Source organism: Pseudomonas sp. TE3786, from assembly GCF_054057335.1.
This window is the reverse complement of the sequence record NZ_JBSRZF010000001.1, coordinates 367018-387758: the sequence shown is the minus strand read 5'-3', so window position 1 is coordinate 387758 and position 20741 is coordinate 367018. Positions and strand designations below refer to the sequence as shown.

The 20741-nt window shown below is 59.4% G+C and carries 23 protein-coding genes, 1 tRNA gene and 1 pseudogene; 3 read left to right on the top strand and 22 right to left on the bottom strand.

The window, feature by feature from the left end:
* Window positions 1-29: 29 nt before the first annotated feature.
* The 3 genes from ACVW0Y_RS01800 to dapA form a co-directional block, all read right to left on the bottom strand.
* Window positions 30-899: a phosphoribosylaminoimidazolesuccinocarboxamide synthase gene (locus ACVW0Y_RS01800; RefSeq protein WP_457435667.1), complete on the bottom strand. Its 870-nt coding sequence runs from the start codon at window positions 897-899 to the stop codon at window positions 30-32.
* Window positions 900-1005: 106 nt separating this feature from the next.
* The gene (gene bamC, locus ACVW0Y_RS01795) at window positions 1006-2124 is read right to left on the bottom strand and encodes an outer membrane protein assembly factor BamC (protein WP_457435665.1); all 1119 of its coding nucleotides are present in this window, start codon (window positions 2122-2124) and stop codon (window positions 1006-1008) included.
* A 17-nt stretch (window positions 2125-2141) separates the two neighbouring features.
* The gene (dapA, locus tag ACVW0Y_RS01790) at window positions 2142-3020 is read right to left on the bottom strand and encodes a 4-hydroxy-tetrahydrodipicolinate synthase (RefSeq protein WP_457435663.1); all 879 of its coding nucleotides are present in this window, start codon (window positions 3018-3020) and stop codon (window positions 2142-2144) included.
* 167 nt (window positions 3021-3187) lie between these two features.
* Between dapA and ACVW0Y_RS01785 the strand changes: the two genes are divergently transcribed.
* Together ACVW0Y_RS01785 and ACVW0Y_RS01780 are read left to right on the top strand one after the other, a co-directional pair.
* Complete coding sequence (locus ACVW0Y_RS01785; RefSeq protein ID WP_457435662.1) at window positions 3188-3748, top strand: glycine cleavage system protein R; 561 nt, start codon at window positions 3188-3190, stop codon at window positions 3746-3748.
* Between the two features lie 10 nt (window positions 3749-3758).
* Window positions 3759-4232: a peroxiredoxin gene (locus tag ACVW0Y_RS01780; protein ID WP_457435660.1), complete on the top strand. Its 474-nt coding sequence runs from the start codon at window positions 3759-3761 to the stop codon at window positions 4230-4232.
* 61 nt (window positions 4233-4293) lie between these two features.
* Here the strand turns inward: ACVW0Y_RS01780 and ACVW0Y_RS01775 are convergent, their stop codons facing one another.
* Together ACVW0Y_RS01775 and ACVW0Y_RS01770 are read right to left on the bottom strand one after the other, a co-directional pair.
* Window positions 4294-5364 (bottom strand): AI-2E family transporter, encoded by a 1071-nt coding sequence (locus ACVW0Y_RS01775; protein ID WP_457435658.1) that lies wholly within the window; start codon window positions 5362-5364, stop codon window positions 4294-4296.
* A 47-nt stretch (window positions 5365-5411) separates the two neighbouring features.
* Window positions 5412-5651: a sulfurtransferase TusA family protein gene (locus tag ACVW0Y_RS01770; RefSeq protein ID WP_457435657.1), complete on the bottom strand. Its 240-nt coding sequence runs from the start codon at window positions 5649-5651 to the stop codon at window positions 5412-5414.
* A 98-nt stretch (window positions 5652-5749) separates the two neighbouring features.
* Here ACVW0Y_RS01770 and ACVW0Y_RS01765 point away from each other — a divergent pair, with 98 nt between their 5' ends.
* A complete protein-coding gene (locus tag ACVW0Y_RS01765) occupies window positions 5750-7183 on the top strand; it encodes a M48 family metalloprotease (RefSeq protein WP_457435655.1) in 1434 nt (477 codons plus the stop codon).
* A gap of 60 nt (window positions 7184-7243) precedes the next feature.
* Here ACVW0Y_RS01765 and nadA read toward each other — a convergent pair whose 3' ends face one another.
* The 17 genes and pseudogenes from nadA to ACVW0Y_RS01680 form a co-directional block, all read right to left on the bottom strand.
* A complete protein-coding gene (gene nadA / locus ACVW0Y_RS01760) occupies window positions 7244-8302 on the bottom strand; it encodes a quinolinate synthase NadA (RefSeq protein ID WP_457435654.1) in 1059 nt (352 codons plus the stop codon).
* Window positions 8303-8462: 160 nt separating this feature from the next.
* Window positions 8463-8538, bottom strand: a tRNA-Lys gene (locus ACVW0Y_RS01755).
* Between the two features lie 54 nt (window positions 8539-8592).
* A complete protein-coding gene (gene queC, locus ACVW0Y_RS01750; protein ID WP_457435652.1) occupies window positions 8593-9267 on the bottom strand; it encodes a 7-cyano-7-deazaguanine synthase QueC in 675 nt (224 codons plus the stop codon).
* Between the two features lies 1 nt (window position 9268).
* Entirely contained in the window at window positions 9269-9916 is a 648-nt protein-coding gene (gene queE, locus ACVW0Y_RS01745; RefSeq protein WP_457435650.1) for a 7-carboxy-7-deazaguanine synthase QueE, read from the bottom strand.
* A 118-nt stretch (window positions 9917-10034) separates the two neighbouring features.
* Window positions 10035-10853: a tol-pal system protein YbgF gene (gene ybgF, locus ACVW0Y_RS01740; RefSeq protein WP_457435648.1), complete on the bottom strand. Its 819-nt coding sequence runs from the start codon at window positions 10851-10853 to the stop codon at window positions 10035-10037.
* Between the two features lie 6 nt (window positions 10854-10859).
* On the bottom strand, window positions 10860-11357 hold the full coding sequence (pal, locus tag ACVW0Y_RS01735; RefSeq protein ID WP_457435647.1) for a peptidoglycan-associated lipoprotein Pal: 498 nt from the start codon (window positions 11355-11357) through the stop codon (window positions 10860-10862).
* A 52-nt stretch (window positions 11358-11409) separates the two neighbouring features.
* Window positions 11410-12708, bottom strand: a complete 1299-nt coding sequence (gene tolB, locus ACVW0Y_RS01730) for a Tol-Pal system beta propeller repeat protein TolB (RefSeq protein WP_457435646.1) — start codon at window positions 12706-12708, stop codon at window positions 11410-11412.
* The gene (tolA, locus tag ACVW0Y_RS01725) at window positions 12705-13700 is read right to left on the bottom strand and encodes a cell envelope integrity protein TolA (RefSeq protein WP_457435645.1); all 996 of its coding nucleotides are present in this window, start codon (window positions 13698-13700) and stop codon (window positions 12705-12707) included. The genes tolB and tolA overlap by 4 nt, the downstream gene beginning before the upstream one ends.
* Window positions 13700-14152 (bottom strand): protein TolR, encoded by a 453-nt coding sequence (tolR, locus tag ACVW0Y_RS01720; protein WP_108095578.1) that lies wholly within the window; start codon window positions 14150-14152, stop codon window positions 13700-13702. The genes tolA and tolR overlap by 1 nt, the downstream gene beginning before the upstream one ends.
* A gap of 40 nt (window positions 14153-14192) precedes the next feature.
* Window positions 14193-14888 carry a protein TolQ gene (tolQ, locus tag ACVW0Y_RS01715; RefSeq protein ID WP_108095579.1) on the bottom strand — a complete coding sequence of 232 codons (696 nt, stop codon included), beginning with the start codon at window positions 14886-14888 and terminating at the stop codon, window positions 14193-14195.
* Window positions 14889-14926: 38 nt separating this feature from the next.
* Window positions 14927-15340 (bottom strand): annotated as a pseudogene (ybgC, locus tag ACVW0Y_RS01710) (tol-pal system-associated acyl-CoA thioesterase); the annotation flags it as partial.
* 77 nt (window positions 15341-15417) lie between these two features.
* The gene (gene ruvB / locus ACVW0Y_RS01705) at window positions 15418-16470 is read right to left on the bottom strand and encodes a Holliday junction branch migration DNA helicase RuvB (RefSeq protein WP_457435644.1); all 1053 of its coding nucleotides are present in this window, start codon (window positions 16468-16470) and stop codon (window positions 15418-15420) included.
* On the bottom strand, window positions 16471-17076 hold the full coding sequence (gene ruvA / locus ACVW0Y_RS01700; protein WP_457435643.1) for a Holliday junction branch migration protein RuvA: 606 nt from the start codon (window positions 17074-17076) through the stop codon (window positions 16471-16473). It lies immediately after the preceding gene.
* 28 nt (window positions 17077-17104) lie between these two features.
* Window positions 17105-17629 (bottom strand): crossover junction endodeoxyribonuclease RuvC, encoded by a 525-nt coding sequence (gene ruvC, locus ACVW0Y_RS01695; RefSeq protein WP_457435642.1) that lies wholly within the window; start codon window positions 17627-17629, stop codon window positions 17105-17107.
* Window positions 17630-17767: 138 nt separating this feature from the next.
* Window positions 17768-18517 (bottom strand): YebC/PmpR family DNA-binding transcriptional regulator, encoded by a 750-nt coding sequence (locus ACVW0Y_RS01690; RefSeq protein WP_457435640.1) that lies wholly within the window; start codon window positions 18515-18517, stop codon window positions 17768-17770.
* Window positions 18518-18612: 95 nt separating this feature from the next.
* On the bottom strand, window positions 18613-20388 hold the full coding sequence (gene aspS, locus ACVW0Y_RS01685) for an aspartate--tRNA ligase (protein WP_457435639.1): 1776 nt from the start codon (window positions 20386-20388) through the stop codon (window positions 18613-18615).
* A 62-nt stretch (window positions 20389-20450) separates the two neighbouring features.
* On the bottom strand, window positions 20451-20672 hold the full coding sequence (locus ACVW0Y_RS01680; RefSeq protein ID WP_119955747.1) for an FmdB family zinc ribbon protein: 222 nt from the start codon (window positions 20670-20672) through the stop codon (window positions 20451-20453).
* Window positions 20673-20741 lie beyond the last annotated feature (69 nt).

Below are 20741 nucleotides of genomic sequence, written 5' to 3'. Positions count from 1 at the left end.
CTCTCTTTTACGTTAACGCCAGAAACCGATCAAGCGGTCAGCTTGATCAATGCTTCGCGGTACTTGTCAGCGGTTTTCTGGGCGACGTCAGCCGGTACGGCGGGCGCTGGCGGCTCTTTGTTCCAGCCGGTGGATTCCAGCCAGTCACGCACGAACTGTTTGTCAAAGCTCGGCGGGTTTTTGCCTTCGACGTAACTCTCCACCGGCCAGAAACGGCTGGAGTCAGGCGTCAGCACTTCGTCCATCAAGGTCAGGGTGCCGTCTTCGTCCAGACCGAACTCGAACTTGGTGTCGGCGATGATGATGCCGCGGGTGGCCGCGTAGTCGACGGCGGCGCTGTAGAGGGCGATGGCGGTGTCACGTACCTTGGCCGCCAGCTCTTTGCCGATCACCGCTTCGCACTGCTCGTAGGAGATATTTTCGTCGTGATCGCCCACGGCCGCTTTGGTCGATGGGGTGAAGATCGGCTGCGCCAGTTTGGAGGCCTCTTTCAGGCCAGTCGGTAGTTGGATACCACAGACGGTGCCGCTCTTCTGATACTCCTTCCAGCCCGAGCCGACGATATAGCCACGCACAATGGCTTCCACCGCAATCGGTTGCAGACGCTTGGCGACCACCGCCCGACCTTCCACCAAGGGCAGCTCGGCAGCTAGCACCACATCTTCCACACGGTCGCCAGTGAAGTGGTTGGGCACCACGTCGGCCAGCTTGTCGAACCAGAAGTTGGAGATGGCGGTGAGGATCTTGCCTTTGTCCGGAATCGGCTCGGCGAGGATCACGTCAAAAGCCGAGAGACGGTCGGTGGCGACCATCAGCATGCGCTTGGCGTCGATCTCGTAAAGATCACGAACCTTGCCGGAATAGATTTTCTTCAAGCTCAAGGTGGAGGGAGTGGTCATGGAAGATTTCCGCCTTTACTAAACGAAACAGGCGAAACCTGATGGTTTCGCCTATTGATTCTGCGAGCTGGGCTAGCCGGCATCAAGGACGCCGGCCTGCTTGCTATCAGCCCAGATTTTCCTGGATCAAGGCCAACACGCGGCGAGCCACTTCGGCTGGCGCAACGGTGTTGAGGTCTTTTTCCACGGTGACTTGCACGCTGTCCGCGGCCTTGGTCAGACGCACCTGATAACGCTCGGCACGGGCGTCGATTTCTTCCTTGGTCGGCTCGCTGCTCCACAGACGACTGAAGAAGCCAGGCTCTTTGTCTTTGACGGAGGTGCCTTCAGCCAGGTTGATGTAGTACACACCAAGGCTGCGGTTGAGGTCGTCAACGCGCACGTTGGCGGTCTCCAGGGAGCGGCCGACGCTGGACCAGGCACGGTCGAAGTCGGCACCCAGGTTGAGTACCGGGTTGTTGTTGCCGTCTTCGGTCAGGCTGACGCGGCTAGGCGCATCGAAGTCGCGAGCGGCCAACAGGGATACCGAACCGCCCTGCTCAGCGCTACGCGCCATGCTGGCAAGCATTTCGTCGAGCAGCGCAGCATCGAGGCTGGCATTGGTCGATTTGCTTGGGAAGGCAACATCGGCAGTGCTATCGGCAGGACGCGCGGCGCTGACCACATAGATCTCACTGGTATTGCGCTGCACGCCTGGTTCGATACGCACGCGAACACGGGTTTCGCTTTTCGGGTCGACGTCAGCCACGCGGCCACTCAGACGACGAGCCATGGGTGCCGACAGCTCTTCGAAGCGCTGCCAGTCGGTGCTGAATTCGCCGGTTTGCGGACGATCTTCGCTGATGCGAAAACCGTTGTCTTCGAAGAACTGGTGAGCCACTGGCCAGACTTCCGCCGGTGGACGCTGAGCCACCAGCCAACGCGCGTCGCCGCTCTTCTGCAGGCTGAACTCGCTGGAATCGGCTACGGCAGCCAGGGGTTGCGGACGCGGTACTTCGTATTCGCCCTGCGCGGTGGAATCAGCAACGTTGCGCGGTACCGGCAGCAGCGGGTCGAGCGGTTTAACGTCGAGGCCGGACGGCACTTGCATCGCCGGGCTCTGGTGTTGGTTCAGGTAATCACTGCCACGATCACGGAAATAACCATCTTCACCCCACAGCCACCCGCAACCGCTGGTGCTGGAAATGATTACAGCAAGGGCAGAAAGTCCGGCCAGTCGCTTCATGCGTAGTGCTTCCTCAATTAAACCAATACGCCGGACTGGCGCAGGGCCTGACGCAGCGGTTCATGACAACGCGGACTCAGCCAGGTCAGTGGCAGACGAATGCCTTCCACCATCAAGCCCATTTCCTGCAGGGCCCATTTCACCGGAATCGGGTTGGATTCGATGAACAGCGTTTTGTGCAGCGGCATCAGACGATCGTTGATCGCCCGGGCTGTCACGGCATCGCCGGCCATCGCCGCAGCGCACAGCTCGCTCATGGCGCGCGGTGCAACGTTGGCAGTCACGGAAATATTGCCCTTGCCACCCATAAGCATCAGCTCGACGGCAGTGGCGTCGTCACCGGAATACACCAGGAAGTCGCTGTCAACACGGTCCAGCACTTCGCGGCCGCGTTGCAGGTCACCGGTGGCTTCTTTGATGCCGACGATGTTGGAAATCTTCGACAGACGCTCAACGGTTTCCGGCAGCATGTCGCACACCGTGCGGCCTGGAACGTTGTAGAGGATCTGTGGAATGGCCACCGCCTCGGCGATGTGGCGGAAGTGCTGGTACAAGCCTTCCTGGGTCGGCTTGTTGTAGTACGGGGTCACCAGCAGGCAGGCATCCGCGCCAGCGCTCTTGGCATTGCCGGTGAGCTCGACCGCTTCACGGGTGGAGTTGGCGCCGGTACCGGCGATCACCGGAATACGACCGGCGACCTGATCCACCACGCGGCGAATCACTTCGATATGTTCGTTAACATCCAGGGTCGCCGACTCACCAGTGGTGCCGACCGCGACAATGGCGTTGGTGCCTTCTTGCAGGTGGAAGTCCACCAGCTTGCTCAGCGCGTCCCAATCAAGACGACCCTGCGCATCCATAGGCGTGACCAGTGCCACCATACTGCCCGCAATCATGCAACCGCTCCTGCCGGAAAAAGAGAGCCGTAATGGTACTGGCGCTACCTGGCTTGCACAAGCGAAGTACCGCGCTATGAGCATTCCCCTCAGCGACAGTTTTCGCTAACCTTCCGGCTTTGATCGACAGTTTACCTGCCGACCGCTCATCGCTTTAGGAATGCTGCATGTCCACCCCCATCGTCCGCGAACAATTCCTTGTCATCAGTGCTCTTGGCACCAACCCGATGGAACTGACCAACATTCTCTGCCGCGCCAGCCATGAGAACCGTTGCGCGGTGGTCAGCACCCGTCTGAGCCGCCACGGCGAGTACAGCGCGCTGGTGGTTCAGGTATCCGGCAACTGGGACGCGCTGGCCCGCCTGGAAACCAGCCTGCCGTCGCTGTCGAAGAAACATGCCTTCACCGTCAGCGTGGTTCGAAGCGCCGCCGCCGAAATCCGTCCCCAGGCCCTGCCTTATGTGGCCTACGTGAGCTCGGTGTACCGTCCGGATATTCTCAATGAGCTGTGCCAGTTCTTTATCGACCACAATGTCGAGCTGGAAAACCTCACCTGCGATACCTACCTGGCCCCGCAAACCGGCGGCACCATGCTCAACGCCACCCTGACGGTGACCCTGCCGGCGGGTACGCAAATCAGCTGGCTGCGCGATCAGTTCCTGGATTTTGCCGATGCGTTGAACCTGGACGCGCTGATCGAACCGTGGCGCCCACAAACGCCGGCATAAGGAAAACAGCATGAGCGTTTCTCTCGACCAGGCCGTCGCCGATTTCAGCGTGCCGGCCACCAGCGACAAGCACATCACCCTCTCGGCACTCAAAGGCCAGCAAGTGGTGATCTACTTCTACCCCAAGGACAGCACCCCCGGCTGCACCACGGAAGGCCAGGGTTTCCGCGACCAGTACGCGGCGTTTAAAGCGGCTAACACCGAAGTGTTCGGCGTATCGCGCGACAGCCTGAAATCCCACGAGAACTTCAAGTGCAAACAAGAGTTCCCGTTCGAGCTGCTGTCGGATAAAGACGAAGCGCTGTGCCAGCTGTTCGATGTGATCAAACTGAAAAAGCTGTATGGCAAGGAATACCTGGGCGTGGACCGCAGCACCTTTCTGCTCGATGCCAACGGCGTACTGCGCCAAGAATGGCGCGGCGTAAAAGTGCCGGGGCATGTCGATGCCGTTCTGGCTGCCGCCCAAGCGCTAAACAAGGGCTGAATCATCGGCCAATAAAAAGCCCGGCCAAGTACCGGGCTTTTTTATGCGCGCTACAGCCGTCTTACATCAACGGTGCCACCACTGGCTCCTGACGTGGCCAGGCATCCAGCAGCGCTTTACAGAGCGTTGCCAGGGGAATGGCAAAAAAGATCCCCCAGAAACCCCACATGCCGCCAAAGAGCAGCACCGCACAGATGATCACCACCGGGTGCAGGTTCACCGCTTCGGCGAACAGCAGCGGCACCAGCACATTGCCATCCAGCGCCTGGATAATGCCGTAAACCGCCATCAGGTAGATGAACTGATCGCCCCAGCCCCACTGGAACAGCGCGATCAACGCCACCGGCACGGTAACCACCACCGCGCCGACATAGGGCACCACCACCGAGAAGCCCACCAGCAGGGCCAGCAGCGCCGCATAGTTGAGGCCCAGGGCGATAAAGGCCACATAGGTAGCACCACCGCAAATCAGGATCTCGATGACCTTGCCGCGAATGTAATTGGCAATCTGCTGGTTCATTTCCCGCGCCACACGGGTGATCAGCGTGCGCTCACGTGGCAGGTAGCCGCGAAACCAGCGGCCGATCAGCGCACCATCCTTAAGAAAGAAAAACACCAGGATCGGCACCAGCACCAGATAGATCATGGCGTTGACCAGCAGCGGCAGACTGGACAGCGAGAACGTCAGCGCCAGCTGGCCGAAGCTGCCGATTTCATTGCGCACCACTTCGATCACGTGCAGCACCTGCTCATCCGACACCAGCTGTGGATAACGTTCCGGCAGCAGCAACAGCAGCGACTGCCATTTGCCCAGCATGCCCGGCAGCTCGTTGAACAGGGCGATCAGCTGTTGCCAGAGCAGCGGCACCAACACCAGCAAACAAACGCCCAGCGCACTCATAAAGCAGGCGAACACCAGCCATACCGCCACCACCTGCGGCACTCGCACACGTTGCAGGGTACGCACCAGACCTTGCATCAGAAACGCCAGGACCAGGCCGGCCAACACCGGTGCCAGCATGCCACCGAAGGTCAGCAGTACGCTGAAGGCCAACACTAACAACACCGCCAGCACCACCGCTTCCTCATCGGAAAAGTAGCGCTGCACCCAATTGCGGAGAACCTTGAACATCGAAATTCCTTAACAGCCGACGCCAGATGCGCCAGTACTTGTGGAAGCTAGGCCTTGCGCAGCCAGTAGCGATACACCCCGACCTCCGCCTCTTCACGCAGCAAGGTATGCCCGGCCAGTTTGGCGAACGCACGGAAGTCTCGCTGCGAGCCGGCATCGGTCGCGGTCACCTTGAGCACCGCACCACTGGCCAGACGATTGAGCTCGAGCTTGGCCTTGAGCAATGGCAGCGGGCAATTCAAACCGCTGGTATCCAGTTCGGCATCCACTATCACGGCATCGCTCATCAAAATCGGCTCCAAAAATCAGAAGAGCAGGATACCGAGGTGGTCAGCCGACCGCCATGGCGGCTACAGTAGAGACTTTGCCGCCAAGAGCTTCGTGCATGAATCTTCTGCGCCCTACTCTGCTGTCGCTTGCCTGCTTGCTCGCCTCTCCTGCTTTCGCCGATGACCTGCCTTCACTGGGTGACTCCAGCTCCTCCATCGTTTCCCCGGAGCAAGAGTTTCAACTGGGACGCGCGTGGCTGAGTGTGGTGCGCAGCCAGGTGCCGCAGCTCAACGACCCGCAGTTGAAAGAGTTCGTCGAAAGCAGCGTGTACAAGCTGGCCGAAACCAGCGACCTGCATGACCACCGCCTGGTGTTCATCCTGATCAAGGATCCGCAGATCAACGCCTTTGCCGCGCCCGGTGGGGTAATTGGGGTAAACGGCGGCCTGTTCCTGTATGCCCAGACCGAAGCCGAATACGCCGCTGTACTGGCCCACGAACTCGGTCACTTGATCCAGCGCCACTATGCCCGCGGCTTGCAGGCGCAACAGCAGATGCAGGTGCCAGTGATGGCCGCCATGCTTGCCGGCATCATTGCCGCAGCAGCGGGTGCTGGCGACATCGGTATGGCCACCATCATGGGCACCCAGGCGGCCGCTATTCAGAATCAGCTGCGCTTCTCCCGGCAGAACGAGCAGGAGGCCGACCGCGTTGGCGTGGTCAACATGGAACGCGCCGGCTACGACCCGCGTGCCATGCCGACCATGTTCGAGCGCATGGCCCGCCAATACCGTTACGACAAGCGCCCGCCAGAGTTCCTGTTGACGCACCCGGTGACCGAATCCCGTATCGCCGACACCCGCAACCGCGCGGAGCAATATGGCCAGGGCGGTCGCGAAGACACCCTGGAATACCAACTGATGCGCGCCCGCGTGCAGCTGACCTTTGAAGAAACCCCGGGCATCGCCGGCAAGCGCTTCCGCGCCATGCTGCAGGACGACCCGGGCATGGATGCTGCGCGTTACGGCCTGGCTCTGGCACAGGTAAAGAACGGCCAGCTCAATGAGGCCCGCGACAGCCTGGCAACCTTGCTGAAGAAAGATCCCAACAACGTCACCTACAACCTCGCCCAAGTCGATTTGGACATCACCGCCAACCGTCTTCCGGATGCCAAGGCACGGGTCGACAAGATGCTTGGCCAGTTCCCGGACAACTACCCGCTGCAACAAAGCCGCATCGATCTGCTGCTCAAGCAAAACCAGGCACCACAAGCACAGAAAGCCCTGGAAGAGCTGTTGAAAGCACGCCCCAACGATCCGGATATCTGGTACCAAGTGGCCGAAGTGCGCGGCCAAGCAGGCGACATCATCGGCCTGCACCAGGCACGCGCCGAGTACTTCGCCCTGATGGCGGACTTCGATCAAGCGCTGGAGCAGTTGGACTTCGCCAAGCGCCGCGCCATCAATAACTTCCCGCTGGCGTCGAAAATCGATGCGCGACAGAAAGAGATCATGGAGCAGCAACGCATGATCAAGCAGTTGATGCGTTAAAAAATCGCGGCTGACCGGAGCGCCGGACCGGTCAGCCGCGAATACTGCTTAGACAATTGATCAGGCGTTCCCCGCCACCTTCAAACGCGCCGCCTGAGTAAAGTCGAGCATGCGCTTGAGCGGTTTCAGCGCTCGGGGAATCAAGGCAGGATCAACAAATATCTCGTTGCTGCCTTCACGCAAGCATTGCAGCGTGCGCTCCAGGGTATTCATCGCCATCCACGGGCAGTGCGCGCAACTGCGGCAGGCCGCGCCGTTTCCGGCGGTTGGTGCCTCGATAAAGATCTTGTCCGGGCACAGCTGCTGCATTTTGTAGAAGATGCCGCGATCGGTCGCGACGATAAAGGTCGAGTTCGGCAAGGTTTGCGCAGCCTTGATCAACTGACTGGTGGAGCCCACGGCATCCGCCAATTCGATCACCGACTCCGGCGACTCCGGGTGCACCAGAATCGCGGCGTCCGGGTACAAGGCCTTCATATCCTCGAGCTGCTTGGACTTGAACTCCTCGTGAACGATGCAGGCACCGTCCCACAGCAACATGTCAGCGCCGGTTTGCTTCTGGATATAGCGACCCAGGTGCTTGTCCGGTGCCCAGATAATTTTCTCGCCGTTATCCATCAGGCTCTCGACGATTTCCAGCGCGCAGCTGGAGGTCACCACCCAGTCAGCACGGGCTTTTACGGCGGCAGAGGTGTTGGCGTAGACCACCACGGTGCGCTCCGGATGCTGGTCGCAAAACGCGGAAAACTCATCCACCGGGCAACCCAGATCCAGCGAACAGGTCGCCTCCAGGGTCGGCATCAGCACGCGCTTTTCCGGGTTGAGGATTTTCGCCGTCTCGCCCATGAATTTAACGCCGGCCACCAGCACGGTTTTTGCCGAATGCTGATTGCCGAAGCGGGCCATTTCCAGGGAGTCGGACACGCAACCACCGGTTTCTTCGGCCAACGCCTGAATCACCGGGTCGCAATAATAGTGAGCTACCAGCACCGCGTCCTGAGCCTTGAGCTCGGCGGCAATTTCGCCGCGCAGACGAGTTTCTTCTTCAGGCGACAGGGGCTTGGGTTGTTTGGCATCGAGGTGCGCCTGGACCAGCAGGCGCTCGGAAATCTGGGTCATGTCATCAGGCTCTGAATATGCTTTCAGTGCCGCGCAGTATACCCGCCTGAACTGAGTGCAAACGTCGCCGAAGGGAGAATTCTGATACGTCAGAAACGAAAAAACCCGGAACACTCTGAAGAGCATTCCGGGTTTTCCGGTCCTTCTTTCGAAGGAAATATGGTGGGTCGTGTGGGACTCGAACCTACGACCAATTGGTTAAAAGCCAACTGCTCTACCAACTGAGCTAACGACCCGCGGTGTGCATAATACTGATTTAATTCATAAAATCAACAGCATGCGGTAAAGATTTAGAAATAACGGGTAGGGTCTTTCACGTCGGCTTCAGCGAAACCTGCTGCTCGCAGGCGGCAGCTGTCACATTTGCCACAGGCCCGGCCATCGTCATCGGCCTGGTAGCACGACACCGTTAGCGCGTAATCCACGCCTTGAGCCATACCGGCCTGGACGATCTGCGCCTTACTGAGAAACTGCAACGGTGCCCGAATACGAAAGCCCTGCCCCTCCACCCCAGCCTTGGTGGCCAGGTTGGCCATGCGCTCAAAGGCTTCGACAAACTCCGGACGGCAATCCGGGTAGCCGGAGTAATCGACCGCATTGACGCCGATAAAGATATCCTGCGCGCCCAGCACTTCGGCCCAGCCCAGGGCCAGCGACAGAAACACCGTATTGCGCGCCGGCACGTAGGTCACCGGAATGCCTTCGCCCGGGGTTTCCGGCACGGCAATGCTGCTATCGGTAAGGGCCGAACCGCCCATGCCATCGAGGTTCAGACCGATCACCTTGTGCTCGATCACCCCCAATTGCTGGGCCACGCGCTGAGCCGCTTGCAGCTCGGAGCGATGGCGTTGGCCGTAGTCGAAACTCATGGTGTAGCAGGCGTAGCCATCGGCCTTGGCCATGGCGACCACGGTGGCGGAGTCGAGGCCGCCGGAGAGCAGAATTACCGCTTTTTTATCTGTCATGTCAGTGTCCCGGCTGGTCGTTCCAAAGAATCTTGTGCAACTGCAACTGCAAGCGCACCGGCAGGTTGTCGGCGACGATCCAGTCGGCCAATTCGCGCGCATTCATTTGCTGTTGGCTGGGGGAAAACAGCACCTCGCCAGCGCGATTCTGCAGGCCGTACTGAATCAGCTTGGACACCGACCAGTCGTAGTCTTCGCGGGAGCAGATAACGAACTTGACCTGATCGTTAGGCGTCAGGAACTCGATGTTCTCGTAGCGGTTACGCGCCATTTCGGCTGAGCCTGGGGTCTTCAGATCGACCACCTTGCTCACACGCGGGTCGACCGCCGATACGTCGAGGGCACCGCTGGTTTCCAGCGACACCTCGAAGCCGGCATCGCACAGACGTTCGAGCAGGGGAATACAGTTGGGCTGAGCCAGCGGCTCGCCACCGGTGACGCAGACATAGCGCGGCTTATAGGCAGCGATCTGCTCGACGATGGCGTCAAGGGACATGATTTCGCCGCCGCTGAAGGCGTAGGCGGTGTCGCAGTATTGGCAGCGTAGTGGGCAGCCAGTCAGGCGTACGAACACTGTCGGTAAACCGGCGGTGCGCGTCTCACCCTGCAACGAGTAAAAGATCTCGGTAATGCGCAGGTTTTTTTGCATATCAGCCACGGGCGTGACGGCGAAACAGGCCATCCGCCTCCGTTGCGGGAATTGGGGCGGCGATTCTAACGAAAAAACCCGCGACAGGCGCGGGTTTTATTGAACAGCGGGTCAGGCTTTACAGGCGTTGCAGATCGCGCTGGGCCAATTGAGCCGCCGAACTGCCAGGGTACTGAGCGATCACCTGCTGCAGAATGCCCTTGGCCTTGTCGGTGTGACCGAGGCGCTGTTCGACATCGGCCAGCTTGTACAGCGAATCCGGCACCTTGTTGTGGGTCGGATAGAGCTGGCTGACCTTGGCAAACGCTTGCCCGGCACCTTGCAGATCGCCCTTGGTCAGGTTCACTTCACCCAGCCAGTATTGCGCGTTGCCGGCGTACTGGCTCTGTGGGTATTTGCGCAGGAAAGCGCTGAACGCCTGGCTGGCCTTGTCGAAATCTTTGGCCTTGATCAGGTCGAAGGCAGCATCGTAGTAGAGCTTTTCCTTCGCCGGATCACCCGGCTCGGTGCTCGCCGCAGGCTGTTGCGCTGCTGGCTGCACGGGTGCAGCGCCGGCATTGATAGCACCGGCATTGCTGGAATCAGGGGTAGCGGCAGGAGCACCAGAGGCACCGCCGGCTATACGTCTGTCGAGGTCTTGATAACGCTCCAGGCCTTCTTGTTTCAGGCGCTGAATTTCGTTCTGTTGTTCCTCGACCATGCCGCGCAAGCGGCCTAGCTCGTCTTGCATTTGTTGCAGCTGCATGAACAGCTCACCCTGTGCCGAGGCAGGGGCCGTAACCCCTCCCCCTGCATAGGCGCCGGTCGTGCCATAACCCGCAGGTGGATAACTGCCACCGCCATTGCTGGCGTTGCTGTCTTCCACCGGAACCGCAGCCCAAGCCGCAAGCGGCAGGCTGAGAGTCAATATAGTCAGAGCACGACGGCACGTTCGCATGTCGAATTACTTACGCAGTTCAACGCGACGGTTTTGAGCCCAGGATTGCTCGTCGTTGCCGGTAGCAACTGGACGCTCTTCACCATAGGAAACCAGTTCCAGCTGAGCCGGGGAAACGCCTTGCAGAACCAGGTAGCGCTGAACGGCTTTCGCACGACGCTCGCCCAGAGCCATGTTGTACTCACGGGTGCCGCGTTCGTCGGTGTTGCCTTCCAGAACGACGCGAGCGCCATTGCCTTTCAGGTCTTTGGCGTGAACGTCCAGAGCGCGCATGGCTTCTGGCTTCAGGTCCGAGCTGTCGTATTCGAAGTAGAAGGTGGTGATAGCGCGCAGAGCAGCTTCTTCGCTCAGGTTGCCGTCTACACCGCTGTTGTTGGCGTTGTAGCCAGCGTTTGGATCAGTAGCGTTAGCGCCGTCGCTGTTTTCGCCTTTGGAGGAGCAACCTACTGCTACGGCCATGGACAGAGCCAGAGCTGCGAACTTACCGAATTTCAACATTTCCATAGTAAAACTCCTAATGAACCCCAGTGTGTTAAGTAATTGGTGCAGCGCCGCATCAGTTCAGGAAAGGCGACCAGGATGGCTCTCGGATTTCGCCTTGCGCGGTTGGAATCGGAAGTTTTACGCGTCCATTGATGGAGGCAAGAATCAAGACTCCACGGCCCTGCTGGCGGGTGGCGTAGATTACCATGGTGCCGTTGGGCGCGACAGTAGGCGACTCATCCAGATTGGTATCCGAGAGGATCCGCAACTTGGAAGTTTGCAAGTCCTGCGCCGCTACTTTGAAGTTGGTGAAGCCGTCCTGACGGTGAATCATCACCAGCGTCTTCTCGTCAGCAGACAGTTTGGGGTTGGCGTTGTAGTTACCTACAAAGGTCACCCGATCCACTGCACCGCCGTTAATAGTCGTCTTATAGATCTGCGGTTTCCCGGCACGATCCGATGTGAAGTAAATAGTCTGACCATCACGGCCCCAGAAGGGTTCGGTATCAATTGCATAGTGATTGGTCACACGGGTCATCTGCCGGCTACCCAGATCCATCACGTAGATCTCCGGGTTGCCATCGCGCGACAACACGAATGCCAGCTTGCTGCCATCCGGCGAGAACGCCGGGGCGCCATTGAGGCCTTCGAAGTTGGTGATCTGCTCGCGGCGACCGGTGTCGATGTGCTGAATAAAGATGCGCGGGCGGCGCTGCTCAAACGACACATAAGCAATGCGCTTGCCGTCACTGGCAAAACGCGGCGACAGAATCGGTTCACGCGATTGCAGCAGGGTCACGGCGCGGGCGCCGTCATAGTCCGAGCGCTGCAGGGTGTAACGGGTATTGGTGGCGGAGAAACGTTCAGCGGTCACGTACAGCATCTGGGTGGAAAACGCGCCCTTGATACCGGTGAGTTTTTCGAACGACTGGTCGGCGATGTAGTGCGACATATCGCGCAGTTGGTCGGTGGTGCCGCCTACGCTGCCAGCGAATACCTGCTGCTCGGTAGCGACGTTGAACAGGGCGAACTGCACCTGCAAACGACCACCGTTGGGCACGATGTTGCCAACCAGCACGTACTGCGCACCCAGCGCTTTCCAATCGCGGTAGATCACTTCGCTGGCCTGGGTCGGCAAGCTGATCATGTTCTGCCGCGGGATTGGCTCGTACATGCCGGAGTTGCGCAGGTCTTTGCCAATCACATCGGACATGTCTTCCGGCAGCACAGTGCCGCCCTGCCAGCCAAACGGCACTACTGCGATCGGGGTGGCACCAGCGGCACCGGTGGTCACCAGCAGTGGGTCGGCAGCCTGAACGGAGCCGGCCAGCAAGGCCACTCCGAGCAAGGCGATACGCATCAAGATTTTCACAGACCTAGATCCTCTGGTTTGAAGATGACGGCGCGCTGCCGGTAATTTCTTTCGAAGGTAGCGCTGTCCAATTGTTGCATTTCGCTGATGCGGCCAATATTGCGCACTGCAGACAACGCCGAGTTATCGAAAGGACCATCACCACTGGAGCGGGTCACGCTGGCGTTGGTGATGGTGCCGTCCGGCAACATCTGAATCATGATCTGAACACTCATGCCATCGCGCGCTGACGGCGGCTTCTGCCAATTTTCGCTGATCAGTTTGACAATCAGGTCATCCAGATTGCCCGACACCGTATCACCCACTTCGTCAGCGGTGGTGGCCTGGCGTTCGGTGGTATCGGAAAGCAGCTCGGCCAAGGCCTGAGCTTTTTTGTCGTTGGCTGATTTGCGAGCTGCTTCGGCGGCTTTTTTCTTCACAGCTTCGGCCGCGGCCTTTTTCTTGTCGGCCTCAGCTTTCTTGGCATCGGCAGCAGCTTTTTTCTTCGCAGCCTCGGCGTCAGCTTTCTTCTTCGCCTCTTCCGCGGCTTTCTTCTGTTCTTCTTCGGTTTTCTTCTTGGCGATATCGGCGAGTTTCTTTTCTTCCGCTTTTTTCGCTTCATCAGCTTTCTTGGCTTCGGCGGCCTTTTCGGCTTCCGCTGCCTGCTCGGCCGCTTCGGCTTTTTGAGCTTCTTCGGCTTTCTTTTGTTCCGCCGCTTTTACTGCCTGCTGCTTCTCTTGCTCAACCTTCTTGGCTTCCAGCTGCTCAACCTCGTATTGCTTGGCAGCGGTTCTCTTCGCTTCACCGGCAATTTTCTGGTTGGTCTGCACCGTGGCCGGGCTCTTGGATTTCAGCTCATACAAGGTGGCCTGAACAATCGGCCTGGCCGGTGGTAGCTCCGGGGTAAAAGCAAAGCTGACAAACAGCATGCCGAACAACAGGACGTGCAGCCCTATCGCCCAGATGCTTGGCCAGAAAAAGCCTTCCGATGAGGAGCGCTCGCGTTCCTGCATTAGGGTGCCTCAGTAATCAGGCCGACGTTACCCACACCGGCTTGCTGCAGACCGCCCATGGCCGCCATCACGGCGCCGTAGTCGACCACTTTGTCGGCACGGATGAACACTTGAGTCTGCTTACCCTGGGCACGGCTCTGATTCATGATCGCCGTCACCGCGGTGGTCATTTCCGCCAGCGTCAGGGCCTTGGCCTGCTGCTTGTCGGTGTCCACCTCGCTGCCAAGGTTCCAGTAGTAGGTCTTGTCGGCCTTGATCGAGATGGTCAGCACCTGGGTGTTGTTGTCTTGCGGCAAGGCATCGCTGGATACCTTGGGCAAGTCCACCTTCACACCCTGGTTGAGCATCGGGGCAGTCACCATGAAAATCACCAGCAGCACCAACATCACGTCGATGTAGGGCACCACGTTCATTTCGGCGACTGGTTTACGTCTCTTACGAATACGTGCCATGAGTTAAACCTTTCCTAAAGCCTTCAGTAAAACCAGCGACTTACTCGTCGCTGGTGTGCACTTTACGGTGCAGGATGGCTTGGAATTCATCGGCGAAGGTGTAGTAACGGCCGATCAGGGTTTCGCCACGAGCGGCAAAGCGGTTGTAGGCGATTACCGCCGGGATGGCGGCGAACAGGCCGATCGCCGTGGCGATCAGCGCTTCGGCAATACCCGGGGCCACAGTGGCCAGGGTCGCTTGCTGGGCAGATGCCAGGCCACGGAAGGAGTTCATGATCCCCCACACGGTACCGAACAGACCGATGTACGGGCTGGTGGAACCGACGGTGGCAAGGAACGGCAGGCTCTGCTCGAGCTTCTCTTCTTCACGGGAAATTGCCACGCGCATGGCACGGTTGACGCCGTCCATGACCGCGTCCGGATCCACACCCGGCTGCTGGCGCAGGCGCGAGAACTCTTTGAAGCCGCCACGGAAGATCTGCTCAACGCCCGAATCCGGGTCCGGGTTGGCGCCGGCCTGGCGGTACAGCTTGGACAGGTCGATACCCGACCAGAAACGCTCCTCGAATGTCTCGAGCGAACGGCGCGCCGCACGGATCATGGTGCTTTTCTGAAAGATCATGATCCATGAGGTTACCGATGCGCCTACAAGAACCAGCATGACCAGCTGTACCACGATGCTGGCGTTGCTGATCAGGCTCCACATAGAGGTATGGTCGACGACGGTGGCTTCCACGCTTAATCTCCTGCTTTGGATGTACCCGTGCCGCTCAGGCCGGCAAAGGCCGTACGCAAAGCTTCGGGAATGGCCCGGGGTTTCAAACTGTCGGCGCGCACACAGGCCACCAGGAACTGCCCTTCACAGAGCAGAGTTTTATCCGTAGCCCGCCTGACCTGTTGACGAAAGCGCAGGCTGGCACGGTTTAATTCGATAACTTCGGCGCTGACTAACAGCTCATCGTCCAGACGCGCCGGCGCGTGATAACGCGCTTCGCTGGAATGCACGACAAACAGCATCTCCCCCGCCAGCTGCGACTGAGCAAAGCCCAGGTCACGTAACCGTTCGGTGCGAGCCCGCTCCATGAATTTAAGGTAATTGACGTAATACACGATGCCGCCGGCATCGGTGTCTTCGTAGTAAACCCGACAGCGATGCGTGAACGGCTCAAGCCCATTTTGCGCGCGCATACTCTAGTGCTTACTCCCCAGGTTGCCAATCGGGCAAACCAACTGTTTTTTGTCCATTTGCATCACTAGCGCCAACCTCAATCATCCACAGCGAACATATCGGTCTGCGGCAGATCGCCCATGCGCTTGGGCACATTGAGACCGAAGTGTAGATAAGCATGCCGGGTCACCACTCGACCACGGGGCGTGCGCATGATGTAGCCCTGCTGAATCAGATAGGGCTCCAGCACATCTTCAATGGTGTGCCGCTCTTCGCTGATGGCCGCGGCCAGGCTGTCGACGCCCACCGGACCACCGTCGAACTTCTCGATCATGGTCAGCAGCAAGCGGCGGTCCTGATGATCGAAGCCATGCTCATCGACATCCAGCAGGTTCAACGCCAGGTCGGCAATCGCCCGGGTGATATGGCCCTGGGCGCGTACTTCGGCGAAATCGCGCACGCGGCGCAGCAGACGGTTGGCGATTCGCGGGGTGCCACGGGCGCGACGGGCGATCTCGAAGGCCCCTTCCGGGTCCAGTGGCAAACCGAGAATGCCGGCCGAGCGCTGCACGATGGTGGCCAGATCGGCCGTGCTGTAGAACTCCAGGCGCTGCACGATACCGAAGCGGTCGCGCAGCGGATTGGTCAGCATGCCGGCACGGGTGGTGGCACCCACCAGGGTGAAAGGCGGCAGGTCGAGCTTGATCGAACGGGCGGCCGGACCTTCGCCAATCATGATGTCGAGCTGGAAGTCTTCCATCGCCGGGTACAGCACTTCTTCAACGATGGGCGACAGGCGATGGATCTCGTCGATAAACAGCACATCGCCAGGCTCGAGGTTGGTCAGCATCGCCGCCAGATCACCGGGGCGTTCCAGCACCGGGCCGGAGGTGCTTTTGATCGACACGCCCATTTCCTGCGCGATGATATTGGCCAGGGTGGTTTTACCCAGGCCGGGCGGGCCGAAGATCAGGGTGTGGTCGAGCGATTCCTGACGGCCACGCGCCGCCTGAATAAACAGCTCCATCTGCTCACGCACTTTCGGCTGACCGATGTACTCGGCCAGACGCAGCGGCCGGATGGCGCGGTCCAGTTGTTCATCGCGGTCACGGCCAGACGAGGCGGTGATCAGGCGGTCGGCGTCTATCACTTAAACCATTCCTTTCAATGAACGACGGATCAACTCTTCGCTGCTCAGGCCATCTTCCTGCACGGCCGATACTGCGCGGCTCGCCTCCTGCGGCTTGAAGCCCAGGGAAATCAGGGCACTCACGGCGTCATTCTCCGCACTTGAGACTGTGCCACCGGCACGAGGTTCAGTAACGAAAGTGGCGATGCCCGGCACCGTTTCCCAGGCCTTGAAACGGTCTTTAAGCTCCACCAGCAAACGCTCGGCAGTTTTCTTGCCGACCCCCGGAACACGGGTAAGCGCCGAGGTATCTTGCGCCTGAACGGCACGCACCAATTCATCAACTTCCAGCCCGGACATCAGCGCCAGGGCCAGCTTGGGCCCGACACCATTGAGGCGGATCAGCTCGCGGAACAGCTCTCGCTCACGCTTCTCGGCAAAGCCGAACAGCAGATGGGCGTCCTCGCGCACCACCAGATGGGTGTGCAGCGTTACCGGCTCGCCGACGGCGGGTAGGCGATACAGGGTGGTCATCGGCACTTCCAGCTCATAGCCCAGACCGTTCACATCGAGGATAAGGTGCGGCGGCTGCTTTTCCAGCAAGGTCCCGCGCAAGCGTCCAATCACGAATTCAGTTCCTTAATCAAAGCGGGCGTCACAGGCGCAAGCGGCCGCCGCGACTGCGGGCGCCGACCAGGCCGTGGGGAATCAGGCTGGAACGAGTGTGCGCATGACACAAGGCAATAGCCAGCGCATCGGAGGCGTCGATCTGCGGTTTTTGTGTCAGCTTCAGCAAATGCATCACCATCAGCTGCACCTGCTGCTTGTCCGCCCCGCCGGTACCGGCAATCGCCTGCTTGACCTGGGTGGCGGTGTATTCGGCAATCTCCAGGCCGTGCTCCGCCGCTGCGACAATTGCGGCACCGCGGGCCTGACCGAGTTTGAGCGCCGAGTCGGCGTTCTTGGCCATAAACACCTTTTCGATGCCCATGGTCACCGGTCCGTAGGTTTCGATCACCTCTCGCACGCCGCGAAACACGATCTGCAAGCGTTCGTGCAACTCGCCTGCGCCCGTACGAATGCAGCCCGAGGCGACATATTCACAGCCACGACCGATATCGCGCACCACGCCGTAACCAGTGATCCGCGAACCGGGGTCAATGCCGAGAATAAGGGTCATAGCACCTGCAAGTGGGGTAAGAGAGGAAAGGGGCCAGCATATAGGAATGTGCTGACCGCATCGCGGCTGAAGCCGCTCCTACGAGAGCGCGGCACCCGTAGGAGCGGCTTCAGCCGCGATGCGGTGAATTGGCAACCCTTAGCCAACCTGCTCCATGATTTCTTCGGGAATTTCGCCGTTGAAATACACGTTCTGCACGTCGTCCAGGTCTTCAAGCATGTCGATCAGCTTAAGTACCTTCTGCGCCACTTCCAGCTCGGTGAGTTCTACAGTGATAGACGGGATCATGCTGATCTCCGCTTCATCACCTTTAAAACCAGCCTTGGTCAGCGCCTCGTTAACCGAAATAAAGTCGACAAAACTGGTGAACACATCAATGGAACCGTCTTCGTGGGTCACCACGTCGTCGGCACCGGCTTCCAGTGCCGCTTCCATCAAGGCGTCTTCGTTTACGCCCGGGGCAAAGCTGATCTGTCCCTTGCGGTCGAACATATAGGCCACGGAGCCATCGGTACCGAGGTTGCCGCCACACTTGGTGAACGCATGGCGCACAGCAGCTGCAGTGCGATTGCGGTTGTCAGTCATGGCTTCAACGATCACGGCCACGCCGTTGGGGGCGTAACCCTCGTAACTCAACTCTTCAACCTTGGTGCCGTCGTCTGCCCCCACGCCGCGCGCAATGGCACGGTCGATGGTGTCGCGGGTCATGTTGGCACCCAGCGCCTTGTCCACCGCCAGACGCAAGCGCGGGTTGTCCGCCGGAATGCCGCCGCCCTGGCTGGCCGCCACGGTCAGCTCACGAATCAGCTTGGTGAAAATCTTGCCCTTTTTGGCGTCCTGACGCCCTTTACGATGCTTGATGTTGGCCCATTTGGAATGACCCGCCATAACGCGCTCCGTCTTGTCCTTTAATTGAAAACGCCCCTGACTCTAAACAGAGAAAGGGGCGCTGCAAGAAAGCCCGACCCGAAGGCCAAGACCTCTTAGTCGGCTTTAACCTGCTCGCGCAAACGAATGTGCAGATCACGCAGCTGACGAGGATCAACCTCACCCGGTGCCTGGGTCATCACATCGGCAGCGCTCTGGGTTTTCGGGAAGGCGATCACTTCACGAATCGACTGCGCACCGGTCATCAGCATCACCAGACGGTCGAGGCCGAAGGCCAGACCACCATGGGGCGGCGCACCGAATTTCAGCGCATCGAGAAGGAAGCCGAACTTCTCTTCCTGCTCTTCTTCGCTGATACCCAGCACACGGAATACCGTTTGCTGCATCGACTTGTCGTGGATACGGATCGAACCGCCGCCCAACTCGGTGCCGTTCAGCACCATGTCGTAAGCGCGCGACAGGGCGGCAGCCGGATTGGCCTCCAGCTCGGCCGGGGTGCACTTGGGCGAAGTGAACGGGTGGTGCAACGAGTTCAGGCTGCCATCTTCGGCTTCTTCGAACATCGGGAAGTCGACGACCCACATCGGTGCCCACTCACAGGTGAGCAGGTTGAGGTCGTGACCCACCTTGATCCGCAGCGCGCCCAGGGCGTCGCAAACGATCTTGGTCTTGTCGGCACCGAAGAACACGATGTCGCCGTCCACAGCGCCTACGCGGTCAAGAATGACGTTGAGGTTGGCTTCCGGGATGTTTTTCACGATCGGCGACTGCAGGCCTTCAACACCTTTGGCGCGTTCATTGACCTTGATATACGCCAGGCCCTTGGCACCGTAGTTGCCGACGAACTTGGTGTAATCGTCGATCTGCTTGCGCGGCATGCTGCCACCGCCCGGTACGCGCAGAGCGGCGATACGGCATTTCGGATCGTTGGCCGGGCCGCTGAATACTTTGAAGTCCACGTCTTTCAGCTGGTCGGCAACGTCTACCAGTTCCAGCGGAATACGCAGGTCCGGCTTATCGGAACCGTAGCGGCTCATGGCCTCGGAGAACGGCATGTGCGGGAATTCGCCGAACTCGAGGTCCAGAACCTCTTTGAACAGCTGGCGAATCATCTTCTCGGTGATGGCGATGATGTCGTCTTCGTCGAGGAAGCTGGTCTCGATGTCGATCTGGGTGAATTCCGGCTGACGGTCGGCACGCAGGTCTTCGTCGCGAAAGCATTTGGCGATCTGGTAGTAACGGTCGAAGCCGGCCACCATCAGCAGCTGTTTGAACAACTGGGGCGACTGCGGCAAGGCAAAGAAGCTACCGGGGTGGGTACGGCTAGGTACCAGGTAGTCACGGGCACCCTCAGGAGTGGCGCGGGTGAGGATCGGGGTTTCCACGTCGAGGAAGCCATTCTCGTCGAGGTAGCGACGGATGCTGCTGGTGACGCGCGAACGCAGCTTCAGCTTCTCGGCCATTTCCGGACGGCGCAGGTCGATAAAGCGATAGCGCAGACGGGTTTCTTCACCGACGTCGGTGTATTCGTTCAGTGAGAACGGCGGGGTTTCCGCTTCGTTGAGCACTTCCAGCTCATAGCCCAGCACTTCGATCGCGCCGGAGGCCATGTTGGCGTTGTTGGCACCGGCCGGGCGCAGACGCACCTTACCGGTGATCTTCACCACGTATTCGCTGCGCACGCGGTCAGCCTTGGCGAAGGTTTCGGCGCGATCCGGATCGAACACCACCTGGGCCAGACCTTCACGGTCACGGATATCGAGGAAGATAACCCCGCCGTGATCTCGGCGGCGATGAACCCAACCGCACAGGGTGACTTCCTGACCTTCCAGGCTTTCGTTCAATTGGCCGCAATAATGGCTGCGCATCATGATGGTGGTTTCGCTTCTCGTAATTCGACTATTCGGTGTGCTGCTTAAGCGACGCTATCGCCTTAATCGGCTTTGTCGCCGCCAGCCAGGTTCTTTTTCGCGCCGGTCTTGAAATCGGTCTCGTACCAGCCGCTGCCTTTCAGGCGAAAACCGGGCATGGACAACAACTTCTTCAACTCGGGTGCCTTGCAGGTCGGGCAATCGACCAGAGGCGCGTCGCTGAATTTCTGAATGGCTTCCATCTGATGGCCACAGGAAGCGCATTGGTAATCGTAAATTGGCATTGGCTCATCTCGGCTTGCGTTCTGCAAAGTCAGCTCAGGGTCGCCCCGGCTGTGCCGCGAACTCCGCGT

What these genes read in the sequence shown, in the direction of transcription:
- ACVW0Y_RS01800 (WP_457435667.1), bottom strand. Translation starts at nt 899, where the DNA reads ATGACCACTCCCTCCACCTTGAGCTTGAAGAAAATCTATTCCGGCAAG.
- bamC (WP_457435665.1), bottom strand. Translation starts at nt 2,124, where the DNA reads ATGAAGCGACTGGCCGGACTTTCTGCCCTTGCTGTAATCATTTCCAGC.
- dapA (WP_457435663.1), bottom strand. Translation starts at nt 3,020, where the DNA reads ATGATTGCGGGCAGTATGGTGGCACTGGTCACGCCTATGGATGCGCAG.
- ACVW0Y_RS01785 (WP_457435662.1), top strand. Translation starts at nt 3,188, where the DNA reads ATGTCCACCCCCATCGTCCGCGAACAATTCCTTGTCATCAGTGCTCTT.
- ACVW0Y_RS01780 (WP_457435660.1), top strand. Translation starts at nt 3,759, where the DNA reads ATGAGCGTTTCTCTCGACCAGGCCGTCGCCGATTTCAGCGTGCCGGCC.
- ACVW0Y_RS01775 (WP_457435658.1), bottom strand. Translation starts at nt 5,364, where the DNA reads ATGTTCAAGGTTCTCCGCAATTGGGTGCAGCGCTACTTTTCCGATGAG.
- ACVW0Y_RS01770 (WP_457435657.1), bottom strand. Translation starts at nt 5,651, where the DNA reads ATGAGCGATGCCGTGATAGTGGATGCCGAACTGGATACCAGCGGTTTG.
- ACVW0Y_RS01765 (WP_457435655.1), top strand. Translation starts at nt 5,750, where the DNA reads ATGAATCTTCTGCGCCCTACTCTGCTGTCGCTTGCCTGCTTGCTCGCC.
- nadA (WP_457435654.1), bottom strand. Translation starts at nt 8,302, where the DNA reads ATGACCCAGATTTCCGAGCGCCTGCTGGTCCAGGCGCACCTCGATGCC.
- queC (WP_457435652.1), bottom strand. Translation starts at nt 9,267, where the DNA reads ATGACAGATAAAAAAGCGGTAATTCTGCTCTCCGGCGGCCTCGACTCC.
- queE (WP_457435650.1), bottom strand. Translation starts at nt 9,916, where the DNA reads ATGCAAAAAAACCTGCGCATTACCGAGATCTTTTACTCGTTGCAGGGT.
- ybgF (WP_457435648.1), bottom strand. Translation starts at nt 10,853, where the DNA reads ATGCGAACGTGCCGTCGTGCTCTGACTATATTGACTCTCAGCCTGCCG.
- pal (WP_457435647.1), bottom strand. Translation starts at nt 11,357, where the DNA reads ATGGAAATGTTGAAATTCGGTAAGTTCGCAGCTCTGGCTCTGTCCATG.
- tolA (WP_457435645.1), bottom strand. Translation starts at nt 13,700, where the DNA reads ATGCAGGAACGCGAGCGCTCCTCATCGGAAGGCTTTTTCTGGCCAAGC.
- tolR (WP_108095578.1), bottom strand. Translation starts at nt 14,152, where the DNA reads ATGGCACGTATTCGTAAGAGACGTAAACCAGTCGCCGAAATGAACGTG.
- ruvC (WP_457435642.1), bottom strand. Translation starts at nt 17,629, where the DNA reads ATGACCCTTATTCTCGGCATTGACCCCGGTTCGCGGATCACTGGTTAC.
- ACVW0Y_RS01690 (WP_457435640.1), bottom strand. Translation starts at nt 18,517, where the DNA reads ATGGCGGGTCATTCCAAATGGGCCAACATCAAGCATCGTAAAGGGCGT.
- aspS (WP_457435639.1), bottom strand. Translation starts at nt 20,388, where the DNA reads ATGATGCGCAGCCATTATTGCGGCCAATTGAACGAAAGCCTGGAAGGT.
- ACVW0Y_RS01680 (WP_119955747.1), bottom strand. Translation starts at nt 20,672, where the DNA reads ATGCCAATTTACGATTACCAATGCGCTTCCTGTGGCCATCAGATGGAA.